Raw genomic sequence first — 19,889 nt, 5'->3', positions numbered from 1 at the left:
GCCCCATGACCACTACCGGTGACGCTCCGACCGACAACGCGATGCGCCGAGCGCTCCGGCGCGCCCGCGACGGCGTCGCGCTGGACACGGCCGAGGCGGCCGTCCTGCTCCAGGCGCGCGGCGAGGCCCTGGAGGACCTGTGCGCCTCCGCCGCCCGCGTCAGGGACTCCGGGCTCGCCGCCGCGGGGCGGCCCGGAGTCATCACGTACTCGCGGAAGGTCTTCATCCCCCTCACCCGGCTGTGCCGCGACCGGTGCCACTACTGCACCTTCGTGACCGTCCCCGGCAAGCTCCGCAAGGCCGGCCACGGGATGTACCTCTCCCCCGACGAGGTCCTCGACATCGCGCGCGCCGGCGCCGCGATGGGCTGCAAGGAGGCCCTGTTCACCCTCGGCGACCGCCCCGAGGACCGCTGGCCCGAGGCCCGGGAGTGGCTGGACGCGCACGGCTACGACGACACCCTGGCCTACGTACGGGCCATGGCGATCCGCGTCCTGGAGGAGACGGGCCTGCTGCCCCACCTCAACCCCGGGGTGATGTCCTGGTCCGAGCTCCAGCGCCTGAAGCCCGTCGCACCCTCCATGGGCATGATGCTGGAGACGACCGCCGCCCGCCTGTGGTCCGAGCCCGGCGGCCCCCACCACGGCTCCCCCGACAAGGACCCTGCCGTACGGCTGCGCGTCCTGGAGGACGCGGGCCGCTCCAACGTGCCCTTCACCACCGGCGTCCTCATCGGCATCGGGGAGACCTACGAGGAGCGCGCCGAGGCCTTCTTCGAGCTGCGCCGCATCCAGCGCAGCTACCACGGGCTCCAGGAGTTCATCGTCCAGAACTTCCGGGCCAAGCCCGACACCGCCATGCGCGGCATGCCCGACGCGGAACTGGAGGAGCTGGCCGCCGCCATCGCGGTGGCCCGGCACGTCCTCGGCCCCGCCGCCCGCATCCAGGCCCCGCCGAACCTGGTGGACGCCGAGTACGCCCTGCTGATCGGCGCCGGCATCGACGACTGGGGCGGCGTCTCGCCGCTGACCCCGGACCACGTCAACCCGGAGCGCCCCTGGCCGCACATCGAGGAGCTGGCCGCGCGCACCGCCGCCGCCGGCTTCGAGCTGCGCGAACGCCTCACCATCTACCCCGAGTTCCTCCAGCGCGGCGAACCCTGGCTGGACCCCCGCCTGCTGCCGCACGTACGGGCGCTGGCCGATCCGCTGACCGGCCTGGCGAACGAGGCGGCGACGGTGGAGGGCCGGCCCTGGCAGGAGCCCGACGAGGGCTTCGCCGCGTACGGGCGCACCGACCTGCACACCGCCATCGACACCGAGGGCCGCACCGGCGACCGCCGCGAGGACTTCGACCACGTCTACGGCGACTGGGAGGCCCTGCGGGAGGCCGCCGCCCCCGGGATGGTGCCGCAGCGCATCGACACGGACGTACGGGCCGCCCTCGCCCAGGCGGCCGACGACCCGACGCGGCTCACCGACGACCAGGCCCTCGCCCTGCTGCACGCGGACGGCCCGGCGCTGGACGCCCTGTGCCGGATCGCGGACGAGCTGCGCAGGTCGGTGGTGGGCGACGAGGTCACGTACGTCGTCACCAGGAACATCAACTTCACCAACGTCTGCTACACCGGCTGCCGTTTCTGCGCCTTCGCGCAGCGCCGCACCGACGCCGACGCGTACACGCTCTCCCTGGAGCAGGTCGCCGACCGCGCGGCCCAGGCCTGGGACGTGGGCGCGGTGGAGGTGTGCATGCAGGGCGGCATCCACCCGGACCTGCCCGGGACGGCCTACTTCGACATCGCGCGGGCCGTGAAGGAGCGCGTGCCGGGCATGCACGTGCACGCCTTCTCCCCGATGGAGGTCGTCAACGGCGCCACCCGTACGGGCCTGTCGGTGCGGGAGTGGCTGAGCGCCGCCAAGGAGGCCGGGCTGGACTCCATCCCGGGGACGGCGGCGGAGATCCTCGACGACGAGGTGCGCTGGGTCCTGACGAAGGGCAAGCTGCCGACGGCGGACTGGATCGACGTGATCACCACCGCGCACGAGCTGGGCATCCGCTCCTCGTCCACGATGATGTACGGGCACGTGGACCAGCCCCGGCACTGGCTGGGCCACTTCCGCACCCTGGCCCGCATCCAGGAACGGACCGGTGGTTTCACGGAGTTCGTGACGCTGCCCTTCATCCACACGAACGCGCCCGTGTACCTGGCGGGCATCGCCCGGCCGGGCCCGACGGTGCGCGACAACCGGGCGGTGACGGCGATGGCCCGACTGCTGCTGCACCCGCACATCACCAACATCCAGACCAGCTGGGTGAAGCTGGGCGCGGAGGGCGCGGCCGAAATGCTGCGGTCGGGCGCCAACGACCTGGGCGGCACGCTGATGGAGGAGACCATCTCGCGGATGGCCGGTTCGAGCTACGGCTCGTACAAGTCGGTGCGGGACCTGGTCGCGGTCGCGGAGGCCGCCGGGCGGCCCGCGAAGCCCCGTACGACGCTGTACGGGGAGGTTCCGGCGGAGCGGCAGGAGGCGGCGCGCGCCTCGGACGGGCACCTGCCGGCGCTGCTGCCGGTACTGGACTGACCCCGACCGACCGCCGTTCGGCGGTCGGTCGGTCGGTCGGCGGGCGGCGGTCGGTCGGGGTCAGCCGACCAGGAGGTCCTTCTTGAGCCGCGCCAGCTCGTGGGCGTCGATGCCGAGGCCGTTCCTCAGGTAGCGGTCGAAGGAGCCGTAACGGGCCTCGACCTCGGCGTAGCCGGCGTTGAGGTACTCGGGGCGGACGTCGAGCAGCGGCTTGTAGACGGCGGCCTGCGGGGCGGGCAGGTGGGAGAGGATCGCGTCGTTCGCGGCCCTGCGGTAGTCGTTGCTGGCCAGGTAGTCGGCCATCACCGTCTCCTGCGGGACGCCGAGGGCGGTCAGCAGGGTGGCGTTCGCCCAGCCCGTGCGGTCCTTGCCGGCGGTGCAGTGGAAGAGGACGGAGCGGGCGCGGTCGTTCTCGATGCCCTCGAAGACCTGGGTGTAGGCCTTCTTGCCTCCCTCGCCGGAGACCATCGCCTTCTCGGCGTCGATCATGGCCTTGACGGCCTCGTCGGGGGTCTTGGGGAGGGTCTGGAAGGAGCCGGAGCCGGCGAAGACGTCGGCGACGACGTGGCGGGCGCCGGCCGGCACCCGGTCGGCGTCCTTGGTGCGCTCGTCCTGCGTGCGCAGGTCGAAGACCGTCTTGACGCTCAGGCGCCGGAGCTTGGCGAGGTCGTTCGCGGTCAGCTTGTTCAGGGCGTCGGAGCGGTAGACCTCGCCCATCCTGACCCACTTGCCGTCGGTGGTGCGGTAGCCGCCGGCGTCGCGGAAGTTGGCGGTGCCCTCCAGCGTGATCAGGCGGTCCGCGAGGCGCAGGCCCCGGCCGCGGTCGGCCTGGAAGTCGAACCACTGGCGGTCGGCGGCGGGCAGCCCCGTGACGACGGCCCGGCCCTGGGCGCCGCCCTGGGCGACGACCTTGCCGTTCGCCTTGATCGCGACGTGGCGGGTGCCCCGGGCGTTCCACCGGAGGGTGTACGAGCCGTCGGCGCCGGCGGTGACCGTGGCCTCGGTGAAGGGGATGGCGGAGCGGCCCTGGCGGGCGTCGGAGGCGGTGGCGGCGGGGGCGACGACCAGGGAGGCGGTGAGCGCGGAGGCGACGGCGGTCGCGGCGAGGAGAGCCTTCTTCATGCCCTTGAGGCTGTGGGCGCCCGGAGAACGGGACGTGAACGTCGCGTGGCCGAAACCGGCCCCTGCGAAGGCGAGTGGCAAAACGTGCCATCGGCCGGATCCGCGGCCGAAACCGTTCGGGATCCGGCCGTTCTCCGGTCAGTTACGGGCGTGGTGACCGACGCCTTCCGGATTTGACCGATGTCGTCCATTACAGTGCGCCAGAGCCTGGGGGGAAACGACATGGACACGACGACCAGAACGACCGCGGCCACGGACGCCGGCGCGCCGACCACACCGACGGCGGGCACGACCCCGCCCGCGGCACCCGAGCCGCCGCACGGCACACCCCCGACCGGAACCCCCGCCCACGGCGTCCAGGCGCAGGCGACGCCGGCGCACGGCACTCCCGCGCAGGTGACCCCGGCCCACGGCACTCCCACGCAGGTGACCCCGGCCCACGGCATCCCCGCGCAGGGAGCCCCGGCCCATGGTGCCCCGACCCAGGCGACCCCGGCCCACGGCATCCCCGCGCAGGGAGCCCCCGCGCAGGCGACCCCGGCGCACGGCGTTCCGGCCGCGGCGGCAGGCGCCGCCCACGGCATCCCCGCGCAGGCGCGGCCCGCCCACGCCACGCCGGCCCACGGTGTGGCCGCCGCGCGGTCCGCGCCCGGCGGGGTGGCCACCGCCCTGTGGGGCCGTGCCGAACAGCAGGACTTCCGCAGCCGGGTCCGCGGCACCCTCCTCGGCTCCGCCGTCGGCGACGCCCTCGGCGCCCCCGTCGCCGGCCTCACCCTGGACGCCATCCGACAGGCCCACGGCCCGGCCGGCCTCACCGAACCCGCCGCCCCCGCCCCCGGCCGCCGGGCCACCGTCACGGCCGCCACGCAGCTCACCCTGTTCACCGTCGACGGCCTCATACGGGCCCACGTACGCCGCGACACCGGCGCCTGGCACCCCCCGACCGACGTGCACCGCGCGTACCGCCGCTGGGCCGCGACCCAGTCCGACTGGGGCCCCGACGAGCGCCGCGCCGACAACGGCTGGCTCGCCCGGGAGGAATGGCTCTACGCCCGCCGCGCCCCCGAACGCTCCTGCCTGACCGGCTTCGCCGACGACACCCTGGGCACCCTCGACCAGCCGAAGAACCCCACCGCCCGGGACGCCGCCGCCACCGTCCGCTCGGCCCCGTTCGGGCTCCTCGTCGGCTGGGAACCGGGGCTCGTCCTGCAACTCGCCGTCGAATGCGCCGCCCAGAGCCACGGCCACCCCGACGCCCTCCTGTCCGCCGGCGCCCTCGCCGTGATCGTCCACGGCCTCGTCCGGGGCGAATCCCTGAACGCCGCCGTCCAGCGCGCCCTCGGCCTCCTCGGAGCCCGACCCGGGCACCAGCCGGTGACCGACGCCCTCCAGCGCGCCCTGGCCGCCGTCACCCGCGGCGCCCCCGGCCCCGCCTCCATCGAGGCCCTGACGACCGGCGACGGCCGCGGCGCCGCCGACACCCTCTCCATCGCCCTCTACTGCGCCCTGGTCGCGCAGGACATGACGCACGGGCTGCGACTCGCCGTCAACCACGGCGGCGACTCCAGCGCCACCGGCGCCCTGTGCGGGGCCCTGCTCGGCGCCCTGCACGGCGAGACCGCCCTGCCGGCCGGCTGGCTGACCGGGACCGAGGGCCGCGCCACCCTCCTCGAACTCTCCGACGACTTCGCGCTGGAGCTGACGCAGGGCCCCACCCTCCACGGCCCGAAGGGCTCCGCCCCCGGCTGGCTCGCCCGCTACCCCCGGGGCTGATCCGCCCCCGCCCCCTGCGGAGTCGGCAACACGCGGCTACCATGCGAGGAACCTCTTTCGAGGGGATCTGCACAGGCCGGCGGGGTTTGTCCACCGCCCCCGGGCGGCGGTCTTCGGACCGGGGCCCCGCCGGCCGCGCTCAGCCCCGCGGCCTGGGCCGGATCCACAGCGCCTCGGCGTACGCGCACAGCTCCCCCTCGGCCGTCGCCAGGGCCGTACCCACCCGGCACTTGCGGCCCTCCGAGCCGAGCAGCCAGGCGTACGAGACCAGCCCGCCGGAAGCCGGCACCGGCCGCAACAGCCGCCCCGTCAGCGAGGCCGTGACCGCACCCGCCGGGCCCCCGTCCAGCAGCCGACCCGCCGCGTTCCCCGGACAGTCCAGCGCACCCCACACCAGCTCCGACGGCAACACCCCGTCCGACCCGAGCAGTTCGGGCCCCGGCCGCCAGGCCGCCGCGACCAGGTCCCGCCCCGGGACCAGGCCGCAGTGCAACCGCAGCCCCGTCGCCGGGGTGCGCTCCAGCCCGCAGCCGAAGCAGCCCGCCTCACCACCCGGCGGGTCCGCCCGGTAGGCGTCGGCGGCCTTCGACGCCTCCGCCCAGGACGGCGGGTCCGGCACCTCCCCGGCGGGGACGGGCGCCGCCGTCGCGGAGGCGAGCAGCAGCCCCTCCCCGTCGAACAGGTCCGCTCCCCCGTCCGCGCCGGCCGCGACCCGCACCGCCACGCCCGTCGGCACCGGCCGCCGGAAGTCCACCCGTACGGCCCCCGGGACCGCCGGCGCCTCGGTCCGGGCGGCCAACAGGCCCGCCACGTAACCGCCGAAGGCCACCCCCGGGTAGCCGTGCAGCCGCTCCGCGACCGTGATCGTGCTCGTCTCCATGCCGTTCATGCCGCCCACCCCATCACACGCCCCTGCCCACTTCACGCGGAACGCTCTACCTTGGCCTCCCCCACCACGCGGAGGTGCCCTCGACCATGCGGATCGCCACGACCGTCTTCCTCACGGACCGCACCGTCTCCCCCACCCGACTGGCCCACCACCTGGAGGAACGCGGCTTCGCCGCCCTCTACCTCCCCGAACACACCCACATCCCGATCAGCCGCGTCACCCCGGCCCCCACCGGCGGCGAACTCCCCGAGCGCTACGGCCGCACCCTCGACCCCTTCGTCGGCCTCGCCCAGGCCGCCGCCGTCACCGAACGCCTGCGCCTGGGCACCGGCGTCACCCTCGTCGCCCAGCACGACCCCATCGGCCTCGCCAAGCAGGTCGCCACCCTCGACCACCTCAGCGGCGGCCGCCTGACCCTCGGCATCGGGTACGGCTGGAACGTCGAGGAAGCCGCCGACCACGGCGTCTCCTGGCCCACCCGCCGCGACCGCGTCCGCGACCACATGGCCCTGATGCGCGCCCTGTGGGCACCCGGACCCACCGCCCACGAGGGTCCGTACGGCTCCGTCCAGGCCAGCCACGCCCACCCCAAGCCGGTCCAGCCCCCGCGCGAACTCGCCCCCGGACGACCCCTGTACGGGCCGCGCACCCTCATCGGCGGCGCGGCCGGCCCCAAGCTGTTCGCCGCCATCGCCGACCACGCCGACGGCTGGCTCCCCATCGGCGGCGGAGGCCTCACAGAGACCCTGCCGGTGCTGCGCGCCGCCTGGGAGGACGCCGGACGCGACCCGAAGACCCTCCGCGTGGTCCCGTACGCCGTCCGACCCAACCCCGGCAAGCTCGCCCACTACGCCGACCTGGGCATCGAGGAGGTCGTCCTCCAACTCCCCTCGGCCCGCGAGGCGGAGATCCTGCGGGTGCTCGACGACTTCGCCCAGTACCTCTAGGACGGGCTGCCGGGGGAACCGGATGGGTGCCCGCACGCGTGTCTGAAGGTGCGCCAGGCGACCTGTGGGACAGGTACGTCGGCGCACTCTCGACCGTCCGCATTCCTTCCCTTGGGGGACCTTCCCGTGCTCTACCACCAGCGCCTCGCCGTCGCCGCCGCCACCGGGGTCGTCGCCACCCTGACCCTGACCGCCTGCGGCAGCGACCCGGCCCCGGCCACGGCGGACAAGAAGCCGGCCCCCGCCGCCTCCGCCCCGGCCGCGGGCACCACCCCCGACGCCGGCGGCGCCGCGGGCAGCCTGGACGGCGGCTGGATCGCGATGGCCAAGCCGGGCCAGGGCGTCGTCCTCACCGTCAAGGGCCAGATGGCGTTCGTCGTCGAGGCGGCCACCGGCCAGACCTGCGAGGGCACCACCAACGGCAAGACCTTCGACCTGAAGTGCCCGCCCGGCGCCACCCGCTCGAAGGGCAAGGTCGACTCCGCCGACGCCAACACCCTGAAGGTCACCTGGGAGGGCGCCGCCGGCACCGACACCTTCCAGAAGAGCGACGGCAAGCTCCCCTCCCTGCCGCCGCTGCCGAAGTCGTAACGGATCACCCACGGTCCGGGCGGGGAACGCGGCGCGCGCCGATCTCCGCCCAGACCGTCTTGCCGACGACCCGGTCCACCACGCCCCAGTCGGACGCCAGGGCGTCCACCAACCTCAGCCCGTAGCCGGACTCCGCCCCGTACGCGTGCGGTCGCACGACGGGCCGCCGCTCACGGCGCGCGTCGGACACCTCCACGCGCACGATCCCGGCCGGCAGCGTCAGGCGCAGCTCGAAGTCCCGCCCGGGAAGCCGCCCGTGCGCCACGGCGTTGGCGGCCAGCTCGGCGATGACCAACCCGGCACGGTCGGCCTGCTCCGTCCCCTCCGCCACGCCCCAGTCGTGCAGCTCCACGAGGGCCAGCCGCCGCGCGAGCCGAGCCCCGCGCGGGGTACTGCTGAAACGCTGAGTGAACACGCGTACGAGGCCGCGATGGGAACTGCGAGAGGTGGTCATGGACCGAAAATCCCCTGCGACAAGGGAAGTTCCCAGCACCTCGACTACTACCTTCGATCTGTAGCAGCCGACTCTCTGGACAGGCGCGGTCACCGAACGTGAGCATTGCGTCGGGGAGGTGACCTTGATGACGGCTGACGACGACAGCAGCGGCGGCAAGGGCGACAAGGCGGAACCCGATGCCGACCTGAAGAACTTCGGCGAGACCGTCAAGGCCTGCCGTAAACGCGCCGGCCTGACGCAGGAACAACTGCATCCGCTGGTCGGGTACTCGGTCCAGTACGTGGCCTCGGTGGAGCAGGGACGACGACATCCGTCGGTGAAGTTCGTCAACAAGGCGGAGGAGGTCCTGGACGCGTTCGGGGTGATCCAGATCGCGGCGCGGCAGCTCGACCGAAGGCGCGGGCTGGCGAAGTGGTTCCGGCGGTGGGCCGAGCTGGAAGCCGAAGCCATCGCCCTGAACACGTACGAATGCAGGTCCGTTCCCGGCCTCCTCCAGACCGAGGCCTACGCGCGCGCCCTCGTCGCGGACGTGCTGCCACCGCCCGCGCCCACGGAGGCGCAGGCACGCATCAAAGCCCGGCTGGAGCGGCAGGCGATCTTGTACCGCACTCCCTACACGGTCTTCAGCTTCATCATCGACGAAGCCGTGATCCTCCGGCAGACCGGCGGCCCGGAAGTGACCCGCGAGCTGATCGACCACCTGCTGACGGTGGCCGAGCTGCCCAACATAGACCTCCAGATCATGCCGCTGGTCAGCCCGCACCACGCGGGACTCGGGGGGCCCTTCCGTCTTCTCGAAACCCAGGAACATGAGTGGGTGGGATACAGCGAAGGTCAACAGTCGGGCCGGTTGCTGTACGACCCGAAGGACGTCAGCCTGCTCCACCAGCGGTATGCCAAACTTCGCATCCAGGCCCTCAACCCTGCGGACACCGTGGGTCTGTTGATGCGATTGCGAGGATCCCTGTGAATAGCTCCCGGCTCCAGTGGTTCAAGAGCAGCTACAGCGGTGGTCAGGGTGACGACTGCGTCGAGGTGGCCCTCTCCTGGCGCAAGTCCAGCTACAGCAGCGGCGACGGTGACGACTGCGTCGAGGTGGCGGCCTGCGCCGACACCGTGCACGTCCGGGACTCGAAGCTCGACGCGAGCCCCGAGCTGGCGGTGAGCCCCGCCGGGTGGACGGCCTTCCTCGGCACCGTCACCGCCTAGCGCCGCCCCTACGGGGGCGGTACGGGGCCGGGGGCCGGCACGCCCGGGGCCGGACGCCAAAAACGCCCGTCAGGCAGGGCCTGACGGGCGCCGAGGAAGTAGTCCGCGTCACGCTCGAACCGGACCCCCGGGACGGCGCTCCGCACCCGCGTCCAGATGCCCGGCGCGACGCGGTACTCGCCGGCCACCATCCACGGATCGTCGCCGAGCGCGAAGAGGTGACGTATCTCCAAGTACTGGTCACGGGACAGCGAGACGGACTCCACCAGCTCCTCGTCCGGACCACCGAAGCCGGTCAGATCCCAGACGAGGTTGTAGCCGTCGGCGAATGGATAGTCGCTGCTCATCGACGCCACGCTAGGCGGGGCCCTCCCGGCCCGCACCTGCTTTTACGGGCGGATCGGGGGTGGGGGGCGGTGTCTCCTGGGGCGGGGTCGGGTGAGTGTCGGGGGTTTCCCGCCAGTCCACTGTCCTTCCGTGCCGGGTCGGTCCCTCAAGGGCGCTCACTTCGTTCGCGTCGCTTCGCGATGGCCTTCGGCCACCCTTGACCGACCGCCCCGTCCCGGAACGCCAAAGACTGTCGGGAACCCCCCGAAGGAACGGGAGGGGGGATGCTTGCCCATGCGGGCTTGTCATGGATGCGACGACTCTGACTCCGATGGAGGGAGGACCCGCCACCCGCACGACCACCCCAGCCCCCTCCTCCCACCCGGCAAGGCCGGTACCGGAGCGAGACGATGCCCAGAGCGCCTTGCGGAACACCCAACGCCCCAGATCGCTACGCGCTCCTCATGGATCGGCGACCACCGGCCGCCATGGGTTGGACATAAGCCGCCCACGATCGCTACGCGCTCCTCATGGATTGGCGACTGCCGGCTGTTTGGGGTGAGGGGACGGGACTGAGGGGATGGGAGTGGGGTGGGTCAGGCGGCCTTCGGCCGGTAGGTGCAGACGTTCACACCGGTGCTGCTGGTGACCGTGGAGACGAGTTCGAGCGTCCGGAGGCCACCGTCCGACGGGAAGATGGACTTCCCACCACCGAGGAGGACGGGCATGACGATGAGCTGGAGCTCATCGACCAGTCCTTCGGCCAGCAGGGTGCGGACGAGGGTGGGGCTGCCCATGACGAGGAGGTCTCCGCCGTCCTTCTCCCGCAGGTCCCGGACGCCCGCCACGGCCTTGTCGCCGGGGATGAGGGTGGTGTTGTTCCAGGTGAGGTCGGCCGCGGTGAGGGTCTCGGAGACGACGTACTTGGCGATCGAGTTCATGCGGTCGGCGAAGGGGTCTCCCGCGCGGGCCGGCCACGCGCCCGCCATCGTCTGCCAGGTACGACGGCCGAAGAGCAGCGCCTCGGCCTTCGACGCGGCGTTGGCGAAGGCGCCACCGACCACCTCGGGGTCGAAGAAGGGGCCCGACCAACCACCGTGGGCGAAACCGCCGTCGTTGTCCTCACCCTGGCCGCCCGGGGCCTGCACGATGCCGTCGAGGCTGATGAACTCGGTGATGACAATGCGCATGGTGGCGTCTCCTGTGTGTCTCGAACGTCTACTGAAAGGAAGACTGCCGAGTCGTCCGAAACTCATCGCCCACACCCACGGAATGTGACCCGGATCACTCGCGCGGGGACCTCTTCACCCCAGACGGCCGGTGGTCGCCAATCCATCAGGAGCGCGTAGCGATCGTGGGCGGCCTATGTCCAACCCATGGTGGCCGGTGGTCGCCGATCCATGAGGAGCGCGTAGTGATCGTGGGCGGCTTATGTCCCACCCATGGCGGCCCGCAGACGCCAGTCCGTGGGCAGCGCGTAGCGATCTGGGGCGTTGGGTGCTCCGGGGGGTGGTTCGGACGGCCCGCATGTCCAAGGATCCCCCCTCCCGTTCCTTCGGGGGGTTCCCGACAGTCTTTGGCGTTCCGGGACGGGGCGGTCGGTCAAGGGTGGCCGAAGGCCATCGCGAAGCGACGCGAACGAAGTGAGCGCCCTTGAGGGACCGACCCGGCACGGAAGGACAGTGGACTGGCGGGAAACCCCCGACACTCACCCGACCCCGCCCCACGGCACACCGCCCCTACCCCCGACCATCTGACACATCCCGTCCCCGGCGCGCCCCGGGCGGGGGCCGGAGCCGTAGCCTCCGCGCATGATCGATTCACTGACCCACATCCGCGTCGCCCGGCCCTCCCTCGATCTGGACGCCGCCGAGCGGTTCTACGTAGACGGTCTCGGGCTCGACGTCCTGTGGCGCACCAGCGGGCACGTCTCCGGGGAGCACGACCTGCTCATGGTCGGGCCGGCCGGCGGCGGGTGGCACTTCGAGCTGACCCACGACCCCGAGGCCCCGCTGACCCCCACACCCACCGTCGACGACCTGTTCGTGGTCTACCTCGGCCAGGCCCCCGACGACGCGCTCGTGCGCCGTCTCATCGACCACGGCGGCACCCGCGTCTCCTCCCACAACCCCTACTGGGACGACTACGGCGTCACCGTCACCGACCCCGACGGCTACCGTCTCGTGCTCTGCTCCCGCACCTGGGGCTGAGCCCCCACCCCCGCCCCGCGGCGGGGGTGGTGGAACGTCCGTGCCTCAGCCGGCCTTCGGGGCCTGCGGCATGCCGGCGGAGAGGGCGGTGCCGGCTCCGGCCAGGGAGCTGTTGGTGGCCTTCGAGGCGCTGTCGGCGGCTCCGGCCGTGACCTCCAGGGCCGTCTTCGTGTCCTGGACGGTCTGCGCGGGGTGGTCGACCACGTCGGTGACGCGCTTGACGATCGGGGGCCCCTGGATGTCGGGGCCCTCGGCGGCGAGGGCGGCGCCGGGGGTGAGGGCGAGGGCGGCCCCGCCGGAGAGGACCAGGGCGGAGAGGGTGCGCTTCATGGCGTTCATGCCCCGCCCAACGACCTCGCCGCGCCGGCGGTCACTGCGCCGTCAGCGGGAACGGCCCGCGGCCCCGGATCGGGGGGATCCGGGGCCGCGGGATGACACAGCGGGTGGCAGGGGGTGTCGGGTCAGTCCTCGACCACCAGGGCCGGGGTGGACTTCGTCAGGACCTCGCCGCGGAAGAAGGCGGGGCTGCGGCGTTCGGTGACGACCATGATGACCAGGCCGAGGACGAGGAGGCCGACGCCGATGAAGAAGACGCTGCCGACGCCGAGGACGGCGGAGCCGGATCCGTAGGCCGGGTCCCAGGCGTCCATCAGGGTCTTGCAGAAGACCGCGGCGAGCAGCAGTCCGCCGAGGACGGGGAAGACGCCCTTGAAGAACAGGTCGCGGGTGGAGCGGCGCAGGTCTCCGCGGAAGTACCAGGCGCAGGCGAAGGCGGTCAGCGAGTAGTAGAAGCAGATCATGAGGCCGAGGGCGAAGATCGTGTCGGTGAGGACGTTCTCGCTGACCAGGGTCATGATCGTGTAGAAGCCGCCGGTGGCGACGCCCGCCATGACGGTGGCGCGGCCGGGGGTCTTGAAGCGCGGGTGGACCTTGGCGTAGGCGGGCGGCAGGGCCTCGTAGGTCGACATGGCGAGGACGGTGCGGGCGACCGGGATGAACGTGGTCTGGAGCGACGCGGCGGCGGAGGCCAGGACGGCGACGAAGAGCAGGATGCCGAGCATCGGGCCCATGACGGGGCCGGCGAGGGCGGCGAAGACGTTGCCGGAGGTCTCCGGGTTGCCGAGGCCGAGGCCGTTCTCTCCGGAGCCGACTGCCATCTGGGCGGCGATGCCGGTGGCGAGGTAGGAGCCGACGAGGACGACCATCGCGATGAGCGAGGCGCGGCCGGGGGTCTTGGCGGAGCCGGTGGTCTCCTCGTTGGTGGCCAGGCAGGCGTCCCAACCCCAGTACATGAAGATCGAGAGGGAGAGTCCGGCGGTGAAGGCGCCCATGGACTCGACCGCGAAGGGGTTCATCCACTGCCAGGTGAAGTCCAGGCCGGTGTCGAAGGTGCCGGCGGAGGCCTTCTGGAAGGCCATGGCCACGAAGAGGGCGAGGACGACGAGCTGGAGGCCGACCAGGGTGTACTGGACGCCCTTGGTGGCGGTCATGCCGCGGTAGCTGATGGCCGTGGCGACGGCGATGAGGCTCAGGCAGGTGAGGATGTGGACGAGTTTGTTGTCGTCCAGGGCGGCGATCGAGGGATTGCCGGTGATCTCGCCGGCCAGCAGCCAGAAGTACGAGGTGGCGACGCCGGCCAGGTTGGACAGGACGATGATCGTGGCGATCACCAGGCCCCAGCCGCACATCCAGCCGATCCGGGGGCCGAAGGCCTTGACGGTCCAGGTGAAGGAGGTGCCGCAGTCCGGCATGGCCTTGTTGAGCTCGCGGTACGCGAAGGCGACGAGGAGCATCGGGAGGAAGCCGGCGAGGAAGACCGCCGGCATCTGGACCCCGACCTCGCCGGCGGTGGAGCCGAGGGTCGAGGTGAGGCAGTAGACGGGGGCGACGGTGGAGATGCCGATGACGGCGCTGCCCATCAAACCGACGGACCCCTTGCCGAGGCCCTTGCCGCGGACGCCGCCCTCGGCGACGCCGCTTACCGTGTCTCCGACCCGAGGCCGAACGTCCAGCTGTGTCATGGGTCAGGACGTTAGACGGTGCGGTTTCCACATCTGGAGGGCTTAAGTCCGGATGCCTGCGGCCCGGATGACCTTTGATTCCCGAGCCGGGAGAGTTCACGGAACCGCAATACAAGGTTCACTCAGGCATCCATCCGGCCTTTGACAGGACCCGGACCGACGTTTCCGGAATACGGAAACCGCAGGAGTGCCCGTTTTGGGCGGTTCAAAACTTTCCCGTGCGAGTTTTCGACCGGCCGATCGGCGGTGCGGGGCAAGGCACGAGCGCCCCGCACCGCCCCGCCGACGGCGCCCCCGACCTACGTCGTCCAGACGATCGACTGGATTTCGCTGTACGCGTGCAGCGCGTACGAGCCCACGTCCCGCCCCACCCCGCTCCGCTTGAAGCCGCCGAACGGCGCCTCCATGTTCCGGCCGATCGTGTTCACGCCGACCCCGCCCGCCCGCAGCCGCCGCGCCACCCGGAAGGCGCGCGCCGGGTCCTTGGACCACACGTAGCTCAGCAGGCCGAAGTCGCTGTCGTTCGCCAGCCGGACCGCCTCCTCGTCGTCCCCCTCGTACGGGACCACCACCACGACCGGCCCGAAGATCTCCTCCCGGACCACCCGCATGTCGTGGGTGCAGTCCGCGAGCAGGGTCGGCGCCACGTAGAAGCCCCGTCCCTCGCCGACCACCGGGCGCTCGCCGCCGCGGACGATCCTGGCGCCCTCCTTGCGGCCCAGCTCCACGTACGACTCCACCCGGTCGCGGTGCGCGGCCGAGATCACCGGGCCGACCACCGTGCCCCGCTCGCCCGGGTCGCCGACCTTCATGAAGGCCAGGTAGCCGGTCAGCTTCTCCAGCAGTTCCGCGTACACCGAGCGGTGGACGACCACCCGGGTCGGGGCGGTGCAGATCTGACCGCTGTAGAAGGAGAAGGTGGTGCCGATGCCCATCACCGCGGCGTCGAGGTCGGCGTCCTCCAGGACCACCGCCGCGCCCTTGCCGCCCAGCTCCATCAGCTGCCGCTTCATGCCGCGCCCGCACACCTCGGCGATGCGCTGCCCCACCGCCGTGGAGCCGGTGAAGGACACCATGTCCACGTACGGGGAGTCCACGGCCGCCTCGCCGACCTCGACGGAGGCCCCCGAGACCACGTTCACCACCCCCGCCGGGGCCCCCGCCTCGTGCAGGGCCTCGGCCATCCGGAAGACCGACAGCGGGTCCTGCGGGGCCGGCTTGACCAGCACGGTGTTGCCCATGGCCAGGGCCGGGGCCACCTTGCCCGCCGGGTTCGCCCACGGGTTGTTGTACGAGGTCACGCAGGTGACGACGCCGACCGGCTGGCGCACCTCCAGGGCCCCGAGCACGCTCGCCCCGCCCATCGGGCCCGCCTCGGTGACCTGCGGGGGCAGCCCCCGCTCCACGGGTTCCAGGGCGCCCCGCGCGTACCGTCGGAAGCGGGACACCCCGACCCCGACCTGCATGCCGCGCGCGATGCCCGTCGGGGCGCCGGTCTCCGCCCGGGCCAGCTCCGCCCACGGTTCGAACTCCCGTTGCATGACGTCGGCCGCCCGGTCGAGGATCGCCGCCCGCTCCTCGGGGCTCGTGCGGGACCAGGTGTCGAAGGCCTCGGCGGCGGCGCGGGCCGCCTCCTCGACCTGGGCGCGCGAGGCCTCGGGGGCCAGGCCGACGACGGACTCGTCCGCCGGGTTGACCACCTCGTAGTGGCCGCCGTCCGGCTCCACCCACTCGCCGCCGATGTACAGCCTCTGCGGGGCCCGGCTCATCGGGTGCTCACCGTCCTCGTGTCCCGTCCCGAGCGGAGCACGATCCCCGGGATCGCCCCCGTCAGCTCGTCGTCGCGGACGGTCTCGACGCCGTTGACCCGTACGGACACGATCCCGATCGCCCGCGCGTCCAGCCGCGGGCTGTTCCCGGGCAGGTCGTGGACCAGGGTCGCGGGGCCGGCCTCGATGCGCTCCGGGTCGAACAGGACGAGGTCCGCGTGGTGGCCCTCGGCGATCAGGCCGCGCTCGCGCAGCCCGAACAGGCGGGCCGGCTCGTCCGTCAGCATCTGCACCGCCCGCTCCAGCGGCACCAGCCGGCGCCCGCGCAGGCAGTCGCCGAGGAACCGGGTCGTGTACGGGGCCCCGCACATCCGGTCCAGGTGCGCGCCGGCGTCCGAGCCGCCCAGCATGACGTCCTCGTGGCTCCAGGTCTCGGCGCGCAGGGCCCAGCTGGCGGGGTCGTTGTCGGTGGGCATGGGCCACAGGACGGTGCGCAGGTCGTCGTTGGCGCAGATCTCGACGAGGCAGTGGAAGGGGTCCTGGCCTCGTTCGGCGGCGATGTCGCCGACGACGCGGCCCGACAGGCCCTCGTTCGCCCCGCTGTAGGTGTCCCCGATGACGTAGCGCCGGAAGTCGGCCAAGCGCCGGAAGACGCCGGCCTCCTTGGCGGAGGCGCGGCGCAGCAGCTCGGCGCGGACCTCGGGGTCGCGCAGCCGCGCGACGCGTTCGGGGACGGGCAGGCCGAGGACCTCGCCCCAGCCGGGTATGAGGTTGAGGGCGCAGAAGGTCCCCAGGGACATGTTCATGGGGGTGAGGATCGGCATGGTCAGGGCGACGATGCGGCCTCCGGCCTTGCGGGCGCGTTCGCTGGGGATCAGTTGGCGGGGGACGCGTTCGGGGACGGCGGCGTCGATGGTGAGGACGTTCCAGTTCAGGGGGCGGCCGGCGGCGGCGCTCATGTCGACGAAGAGGTCGATCTCCTCGTCGGAGAACTGGTCGAGGCAGCCCGCGACGATCGCTTCGAGCTGGGTGCCCTCGTGTTCGCCGACGGCCCGGGAGAGGGCGAGGAGTTCGGCGGGGCCGGCGTGCCGGGAGGCGACGGGGGCGCCGTCCCCGTCGGAGTGGGTGGAGGACTGGGTGGTGGACAGGCCCCAGGCGCCGGCGTCCATGGCCTCGTGGACGAGGGCGACCATCCGGTCCAGTTGCTCGGGGGTGGGTTGTCCGCCCACGGCGTCCTCGCCCATGACGTGGCGGCGCAGGGCGCAGTGGCCGACCATGAAGCCGGCGTTGACGGCGATGCGGCCTTCGAGGGCGTCGAGGTACTGCCCGAAGGTGGACCAGGTCCAGTCGACGCCCTCCTCCAGGGCGGCGAGGGCCATGCCCTCGACCTTGCTCATCATGCGGCGGGTGTAGTCGGCGTCCTCGGGGCGGTCGGGGTTGAGGGGGGCCAGGGTGAAGCCGCAGTTGCCGCCGGCGACGGTGGTGACGCCGTGGTTCATGGAGGGGGTGGCGTAGGGGTCCCAGAAGAGCTGGGCGTCGTAGTGGGTGTGCGGGTCGATGAATCCGGGGGTCAGGACGAGTCCGGTGGCGTCCTCGCTCGTCCGGGCCTCTTCCGTGATCCCGCCCGGCTCGGCGATGACGGCGATCCGCCCGTCGCGCAGACCGACGTCAGCGACGCGTGGGGGTGTGCCGGTCCCGTCGACGACGGTCGCTCCCTTGATGAGGTGGTCGAGCATGACGTCCCTTCCTCCCGGTGTTCCCGGTCTTGCCGGAGTTCCCGGTCTTGCCGGTCTTCGCGGCTCGGCGGTTTCGACCCCCGCGCGGATCGGTGTGCGGGCGGGTCGGTGTGCGGCGGGGTCGGCGTACGCGGGTCCGGCCGGAGCGCGTGCGGCGGGCCGCCGCCCCGCGCGCTCCGGCCGGCTCCCGCACGGGGCGGCGGTCCGGGAAGACGCCGCCCCGGCTCCTCCCGCCGGTCAGGCGGACTGGCGGAAGCGGGTGGTGCGGTGCACCGGGTCGGTGTCGATGTGGGGGATGACGTGCTCGCCGATCAGCTTGATCGTGGTGAGCGTGTCCTCCTTGGAGACGCCCGTCGGCAGGCCGAAGGACAGCTGGTCCGCCCCCGCCTGCTCCCACCGCTTGCACTGGGCGCGGACCTCGGACGGGTCACCGCAGATCAGCAGCTCCTCGGCGATGAGCAGCTCGATGATCTCCGCGTTGTACTCCGGCAGCGTCTCGGGCCACTGCGGGATGGCCTCCGGGCGCGGGAAGGTGTCGTGGTAGCGGAAGACCAGCGACTGGAAGCGGTTCATGTTGGCGTTGACGGCGATCTCGACGGCCTTCTCGTGGGTCTCGGCGCAGATCGCGGTCGAGGTGACCATCACGTTGTCGTTGACGAAGGCGCCGATCGCCTTCGCCTCCCGGATCGCCGTCTTGTACTGCTCCAGCACCCACTCCATGTCGGAGACCTTCTGGACGCTGAACCCGAGGACGCCGAGCCCCTTCTTCGCCGCCATGGCGTACGAGGACGGGGAGCCGGCGGCGTACCACATGGCCGGGTGTGCCTTGCCGTACGGCTTGGGGAAGACCTTGCGCGGCGGCAGCGACCAGTGCTTGCCCTGGAACCCCTCGTACTCCTCCTGGAGGAACATCTTGGGGAACTCCGCGATGGTCTCCTCCCAGATCTCCTTCGTGTGGTTCATGTCCGTGATGCCGGGCATGAAGCCGAGGATCTCGTGACTGCCGGCGCCGCGCCCGGTGCCGAACTCGAAGCGGCCCTTGGAGAGGTGGTCCAGCATGGTGACCTTCTCGGCCACCTTCACGGGGTGGTTGACCGGGGCCAGCGGGTTGAAGATGCCGGAGCCGAGGTGGATCCGCTCGGTCGCGGCGGCCAGGTAGCCGAGGAAGACCTCGTTCGCCGAGAGGTGGGAGTACTCCTCCAGGAAGTGGTGTTCCGAGGCCCAGGCGTACTTGAAGCCGGACTGGTCGGCCTGGATGACGTACTCGGTCTCCTCCAGCAGCGCCTTGTGCTCCGCCTCGGGGTCGACCCTGGACCGCGCCTGGGGCACGTATCCCTGCACGAAGAGCCCGAATTCCAAGGGGGTTCACCGTCCTTAGGTTTCTGACGTGTCGTCAGATTCGATGGTCCGACTGTTCCACCGGCAGCGCCGGCCCGTCAATACCTGACGCTCCATCAGAAAGCGCTCAGAGGACGCTGACGCCCGCCATCCAGCCGCCGTCCACGACGAAGGGCTGACCGGTGATGTACGAGGAGTCCTCGCCGGTCAGGAACAGCGCCAGCCGGGCGATCTCCTCGGGCCGACCCACCCGCCCGAGCGGCACCACCCGCCGGTACAGCCCGTCCATCGCCCCGCGCGCCTCCTCGGTGACGCCGTCCGGGTCCAGCAGCCCCGGGTTGGCCATGGGCGTGTCCACCGCCCCCGGGCACATGGCGTTGACCCGGATCCCCTTGCCGGCCAGCTCCAGCGCGGCCACCCGGGTCAGGCCGAGGATCGCGGCCTTGGTCGCCGCGTACGCCCCGACGTAGGCCATGCCCGCCAGGCCGGTGTACGAGGAGGTGTTGACGATGGTCCCGCCGCCGGCGGCCTCGATCTCGGGGGCGATCGTCTTGATCCCGAGGAAGGCCCCGACCTGGTTGACCTCGATCAGCTGCCGGAACTCCTCCAGCGGGGTCGCGGTCAGCTCGTTGAACCGCAGGATGCCCGCGTTGTTGACCAGGCCGTCGATCCGACCGAAGGCCTCCCCCGCCACGGACACCGCCGCCGCCCAGTCCTCCTCCCGGGTCACGTCGAGCCGTACGTACCGGGCCCGGTCCTCGCCGATCTCCTTGGCGACGGCCGCGCCCCGCTCGTCCAGTACGTCGCCCAGCAGCACCCTCGCGCCCTCGGCCGCGAACAGTCGGGCCTCCTGCTCGCCCTGCCCGCGCGCCGCGCCGGTGATGACGACGACGCGCCCGTCCAGCTTGCCCATGGTCC

Annotated in this window: 18 protein-coding genes; 7 read left to right on the top strand and 11 right to left on the bottom strand. The window is 72.4% G+C overall.

Features of this window, described 5'->3' with window-relative positions:
* Positions 1-5 precede the first annotated feature (5 nt).
* Positions 6-2,582: a bifunctional FO biosynthesis protein CofGH gene (locus tag ACZ6ZI_RS25205; protein WP_469524379.1), complete on the top strand. Its 2,577-nt coding sequence runs from the start codon at positions 6-8 to the stop codon at positions 2,580-2,582.
* Positions 2,583-2,642: 60 nt separating this feature from the next.
* Here the strand turns inward: ACZ6ZI_RS25205 and ACZ6ZI_RS25200 are convergent, their stop codons facing one another.
* Positions 2,643-3,704, bottom strand: coding sequence for a tyrosine-protein phosphatase (locus ACZ6ZI_RS25200; protein WP_469524377.1), 1,062 nt, complete (start codon positions 3,702-3,704; stop codon positions 2,643-2,645).
* Positions 3,705-4,361: 657 nt separating this feature from the next.
* Here ACZ6ZI_RS25200 and ACZ6ZI_RS25195 point away from each other — a divergent pair.
* On the top strand, positions 4,362-5,477 hold the full coding sequence (locus ACZ6ZI_RS25195; protein ID WP_469524475.1) for an ADP-ribosylglycohydrolase family protein: 1,116 nt from the start codon (positions 4,362-4,364) through the stop codon (positions 5,475-5,477).
* Positions 5,478-5,616: 139 nt separating this feature from the next.
* On the opposite strand, the gene ACZ6ZI_RS25190 is transcribed toward ACZ6ZI_RS25195, so the two are convergent.
* Positions 5,617-6,366: a PaaI family thioesterase gene (locus tag ACZ6ZI_RS25190; protein WP_469524375.1), complete on the bottom strand. Its 750-nt coding sequence runs from the start codon at positions 6,364-6,366 to the stop codon at positions 5,617-5,619.
* Positions 6,367-6,452: 86 nt separating this feature from the next.
* Between ACZ6ZI_RS25190 and ACZ6ZI_RS25185 the strand changes: the two genes are divergently transcribed.
* Entirely contained in the window at positions 6,453-7,313 is an 861-nt protein-coding gene (locus ACZ6ZI_RS25185; protein WP_469524373.1) for a TIGR03619 family F420-dependent LLM class oxidoreductase, read from the top strand.
* 126 nt (positions 7,314-7,439) lie between these two features.
* Positions 7,440-7,904, top strand: coding sequence for a hypothetical protein (locus tag ACZ6ZI_RS25180; RefSeq protein ID WP_469524371.1), 465 nt, complete (start codon positions 7,440-7,442; stop codon positions 7,902-7,904).
* Between the two features lie 4 nt (positions 7,905-7,908).
* Here ACZ6ZI_RS25180 and ACZ6ZI_RS25175 read toward each other — a convergent pair whose 3' ends face one another.
* Positions 7,909-8,358, bottom strand: a complete 450-nt coding sequence (locus ACZ6ZI_RS25175; protein WP_469524369.1) for an ATP-binding protein — start codon at positions 8,356-8,358, stop codon at positions 7,909-7,911.
* A 127-nt stretch (positions 8,359-8,485) separates the two neighbouring features.
* Between ACZ6ZI_RS25175 and ACZ6ZI_RS25170 the strand changes: the two genes are divergently transcribed.
* Positions 8,486-9,331: a helix-turn-helix domain-containing protein gene (locus ACZ6ZI_RS25170; RefSeq protein WP_469524368.1), complete on the top strand. Its 846-nt coding sequence runs from the start codon at positions 8,486-8,488 to the stop codon at positions 9,329-9,331.
* Positions 9,328-9,570, top strand: a complete 243-nt coding sequence (locus ACZ6ZI_RS25165; RefSeq protein ID WP_469524367.1) for a DUF397 domain-containing protein — start codon at positions 9,328-9,330, stop codon at positions 9,568-9,570. Before ACZ6ZI_RS25170 ends, ACZ6ZI_RS25165 begins: the two co-directional genes overlap by 4 nt.
* Before the next feature lie 8 nt (positions 9,571-9,578).
* On the opposite strand, the gene ACZ6ZI_RS25160 is transcribed toward ACZ6ZI_RS25165, so the two are convergent.
* A complete protein-coding gene (locus tag ACZ6ZI_RS25160; RefSeq protein WP_363060467.1) occupies positions 9,579-9,917 on the bottom strand; it encodes a hypothetical protein in 339 nt (112 codons plus the stop codon).
* Positions 9,918-10,493: 576 nt separating this feature from the next.
* On the bottom strand, positions 10,494-11,087 hold the full coding sequence (locus ACZ6ZI_RS25155) for a dihydrofolate reductase family protein (RefSeq protein WP_469524365.1): 594 nt from the start codon (positions 11,085-11,087) through the stop codon (positions 10,494-10,496).
* 621 nt (positions 11,088-11,708) lie between these two features.
* Here ACZ6ZI_RS25155 and ACZ6ZI_RS25150 point away from each other — a divergent pair.
* Entirely contained in the window at positions 11,709-12,107 is a 399-nt protein-coding gene (locus ACZ6ZI_RS25150; protein WP_469524363.1) for a VOC family protein, read from the top strand.
* A gap of 45 nt (positions 12,108-12,152) precedes the next feature.
* Here the strand turns inward: ACZ6ZI_RS25150 and ACZ6ZI_RS25145 are convergent, their stop codons facing one another.
* The 6 genes from ACZ6ZI_RS25145 to ACZ6ZI_RS25120 form a co-directional block, all read right to left on the bottom strand.
* Positions 12,153-12,446, bottom strand: a complete 294-nt coding sequence (locus ACZ6ZI_RS25145) for a hypothetical protein (protein WP_363060462.1) — start codon at positions 12,444-12,446, stop codon at positions 12,153-12,155.
* Between the two features lie 122 nt (positions 12,447-12,568).
* Positions 12,569-14,128 carry an APC family permease gene (locus ACZ6ZI_RS25140; RefSeq protein WP_469524361.1) on the bottom strand — a complete coding sequence of 520 codons (1,560 nt, stop codon included), beginning with the start codon at positions 14,126-14,128 and terminating at the stop codon, positions 12,569-12,571.
* A 299-nt stretch (positions 14,129-14,427) separates the two neighbouring features.
* A complete protein-coding gene (locus ACZ6ZI_RS25135) occupies positions 14,428-15,897 on the bottom strand; it encodes an aldehyde dehydrogenase family protein (RefSeq protein ID WP_469524359.1) in 1,470 nt (489 codons plus the stop codon).
* Entirely contained in the window at positions 15,894-17,633 is a 1,740-nt protein-coding gene (locus ACZ6ZI_RS25130; protein WP_469524357.1) for an N-acyl-D-amino-acid deacylase family protein, read from the bottom strand. Before ACZ6ZI_RS25130 ends, ACZ6ZI_RS25135 begins: the two co-directional genes overlap by 4 nt.
* A 237-nt stretch (positions 17,634-17,870) precedes the next feature.
* On the bottom strand, positions 17,871-18,992 hold the full coding sequence (locus tag ACZ6ZI_RS25125; RefSeq protein WP_469524355.1) for an LLM class flavin-dependent oxidoreductase: 1,122 nt from the start codon (positions 18,990-18,992) through the stop codon (positions 17,871-17,873).
* Between the two features lie 106 nt (positions 18,993-19,098).
* A complete protein-coding gene (locus tag ACZ6ZI_RS25120) occupies positions 19,099-19,884 on the bottom strand; it encodes an SDR family NAD(P)-dependent oxidoreductase (protein ID WP_469524353.1) in 786 nt (261 codons plus the stop codon).
* Between the last annotated feature and the right edge of the window lie 5 nt (positions 19,885-19,889).

Source organism: Streptomyces sp. NPDC103540 (assembly GCF_055584445.1).
This window is presented reverse-complemented; position numbering and strand designations above follow the sequence as displayed.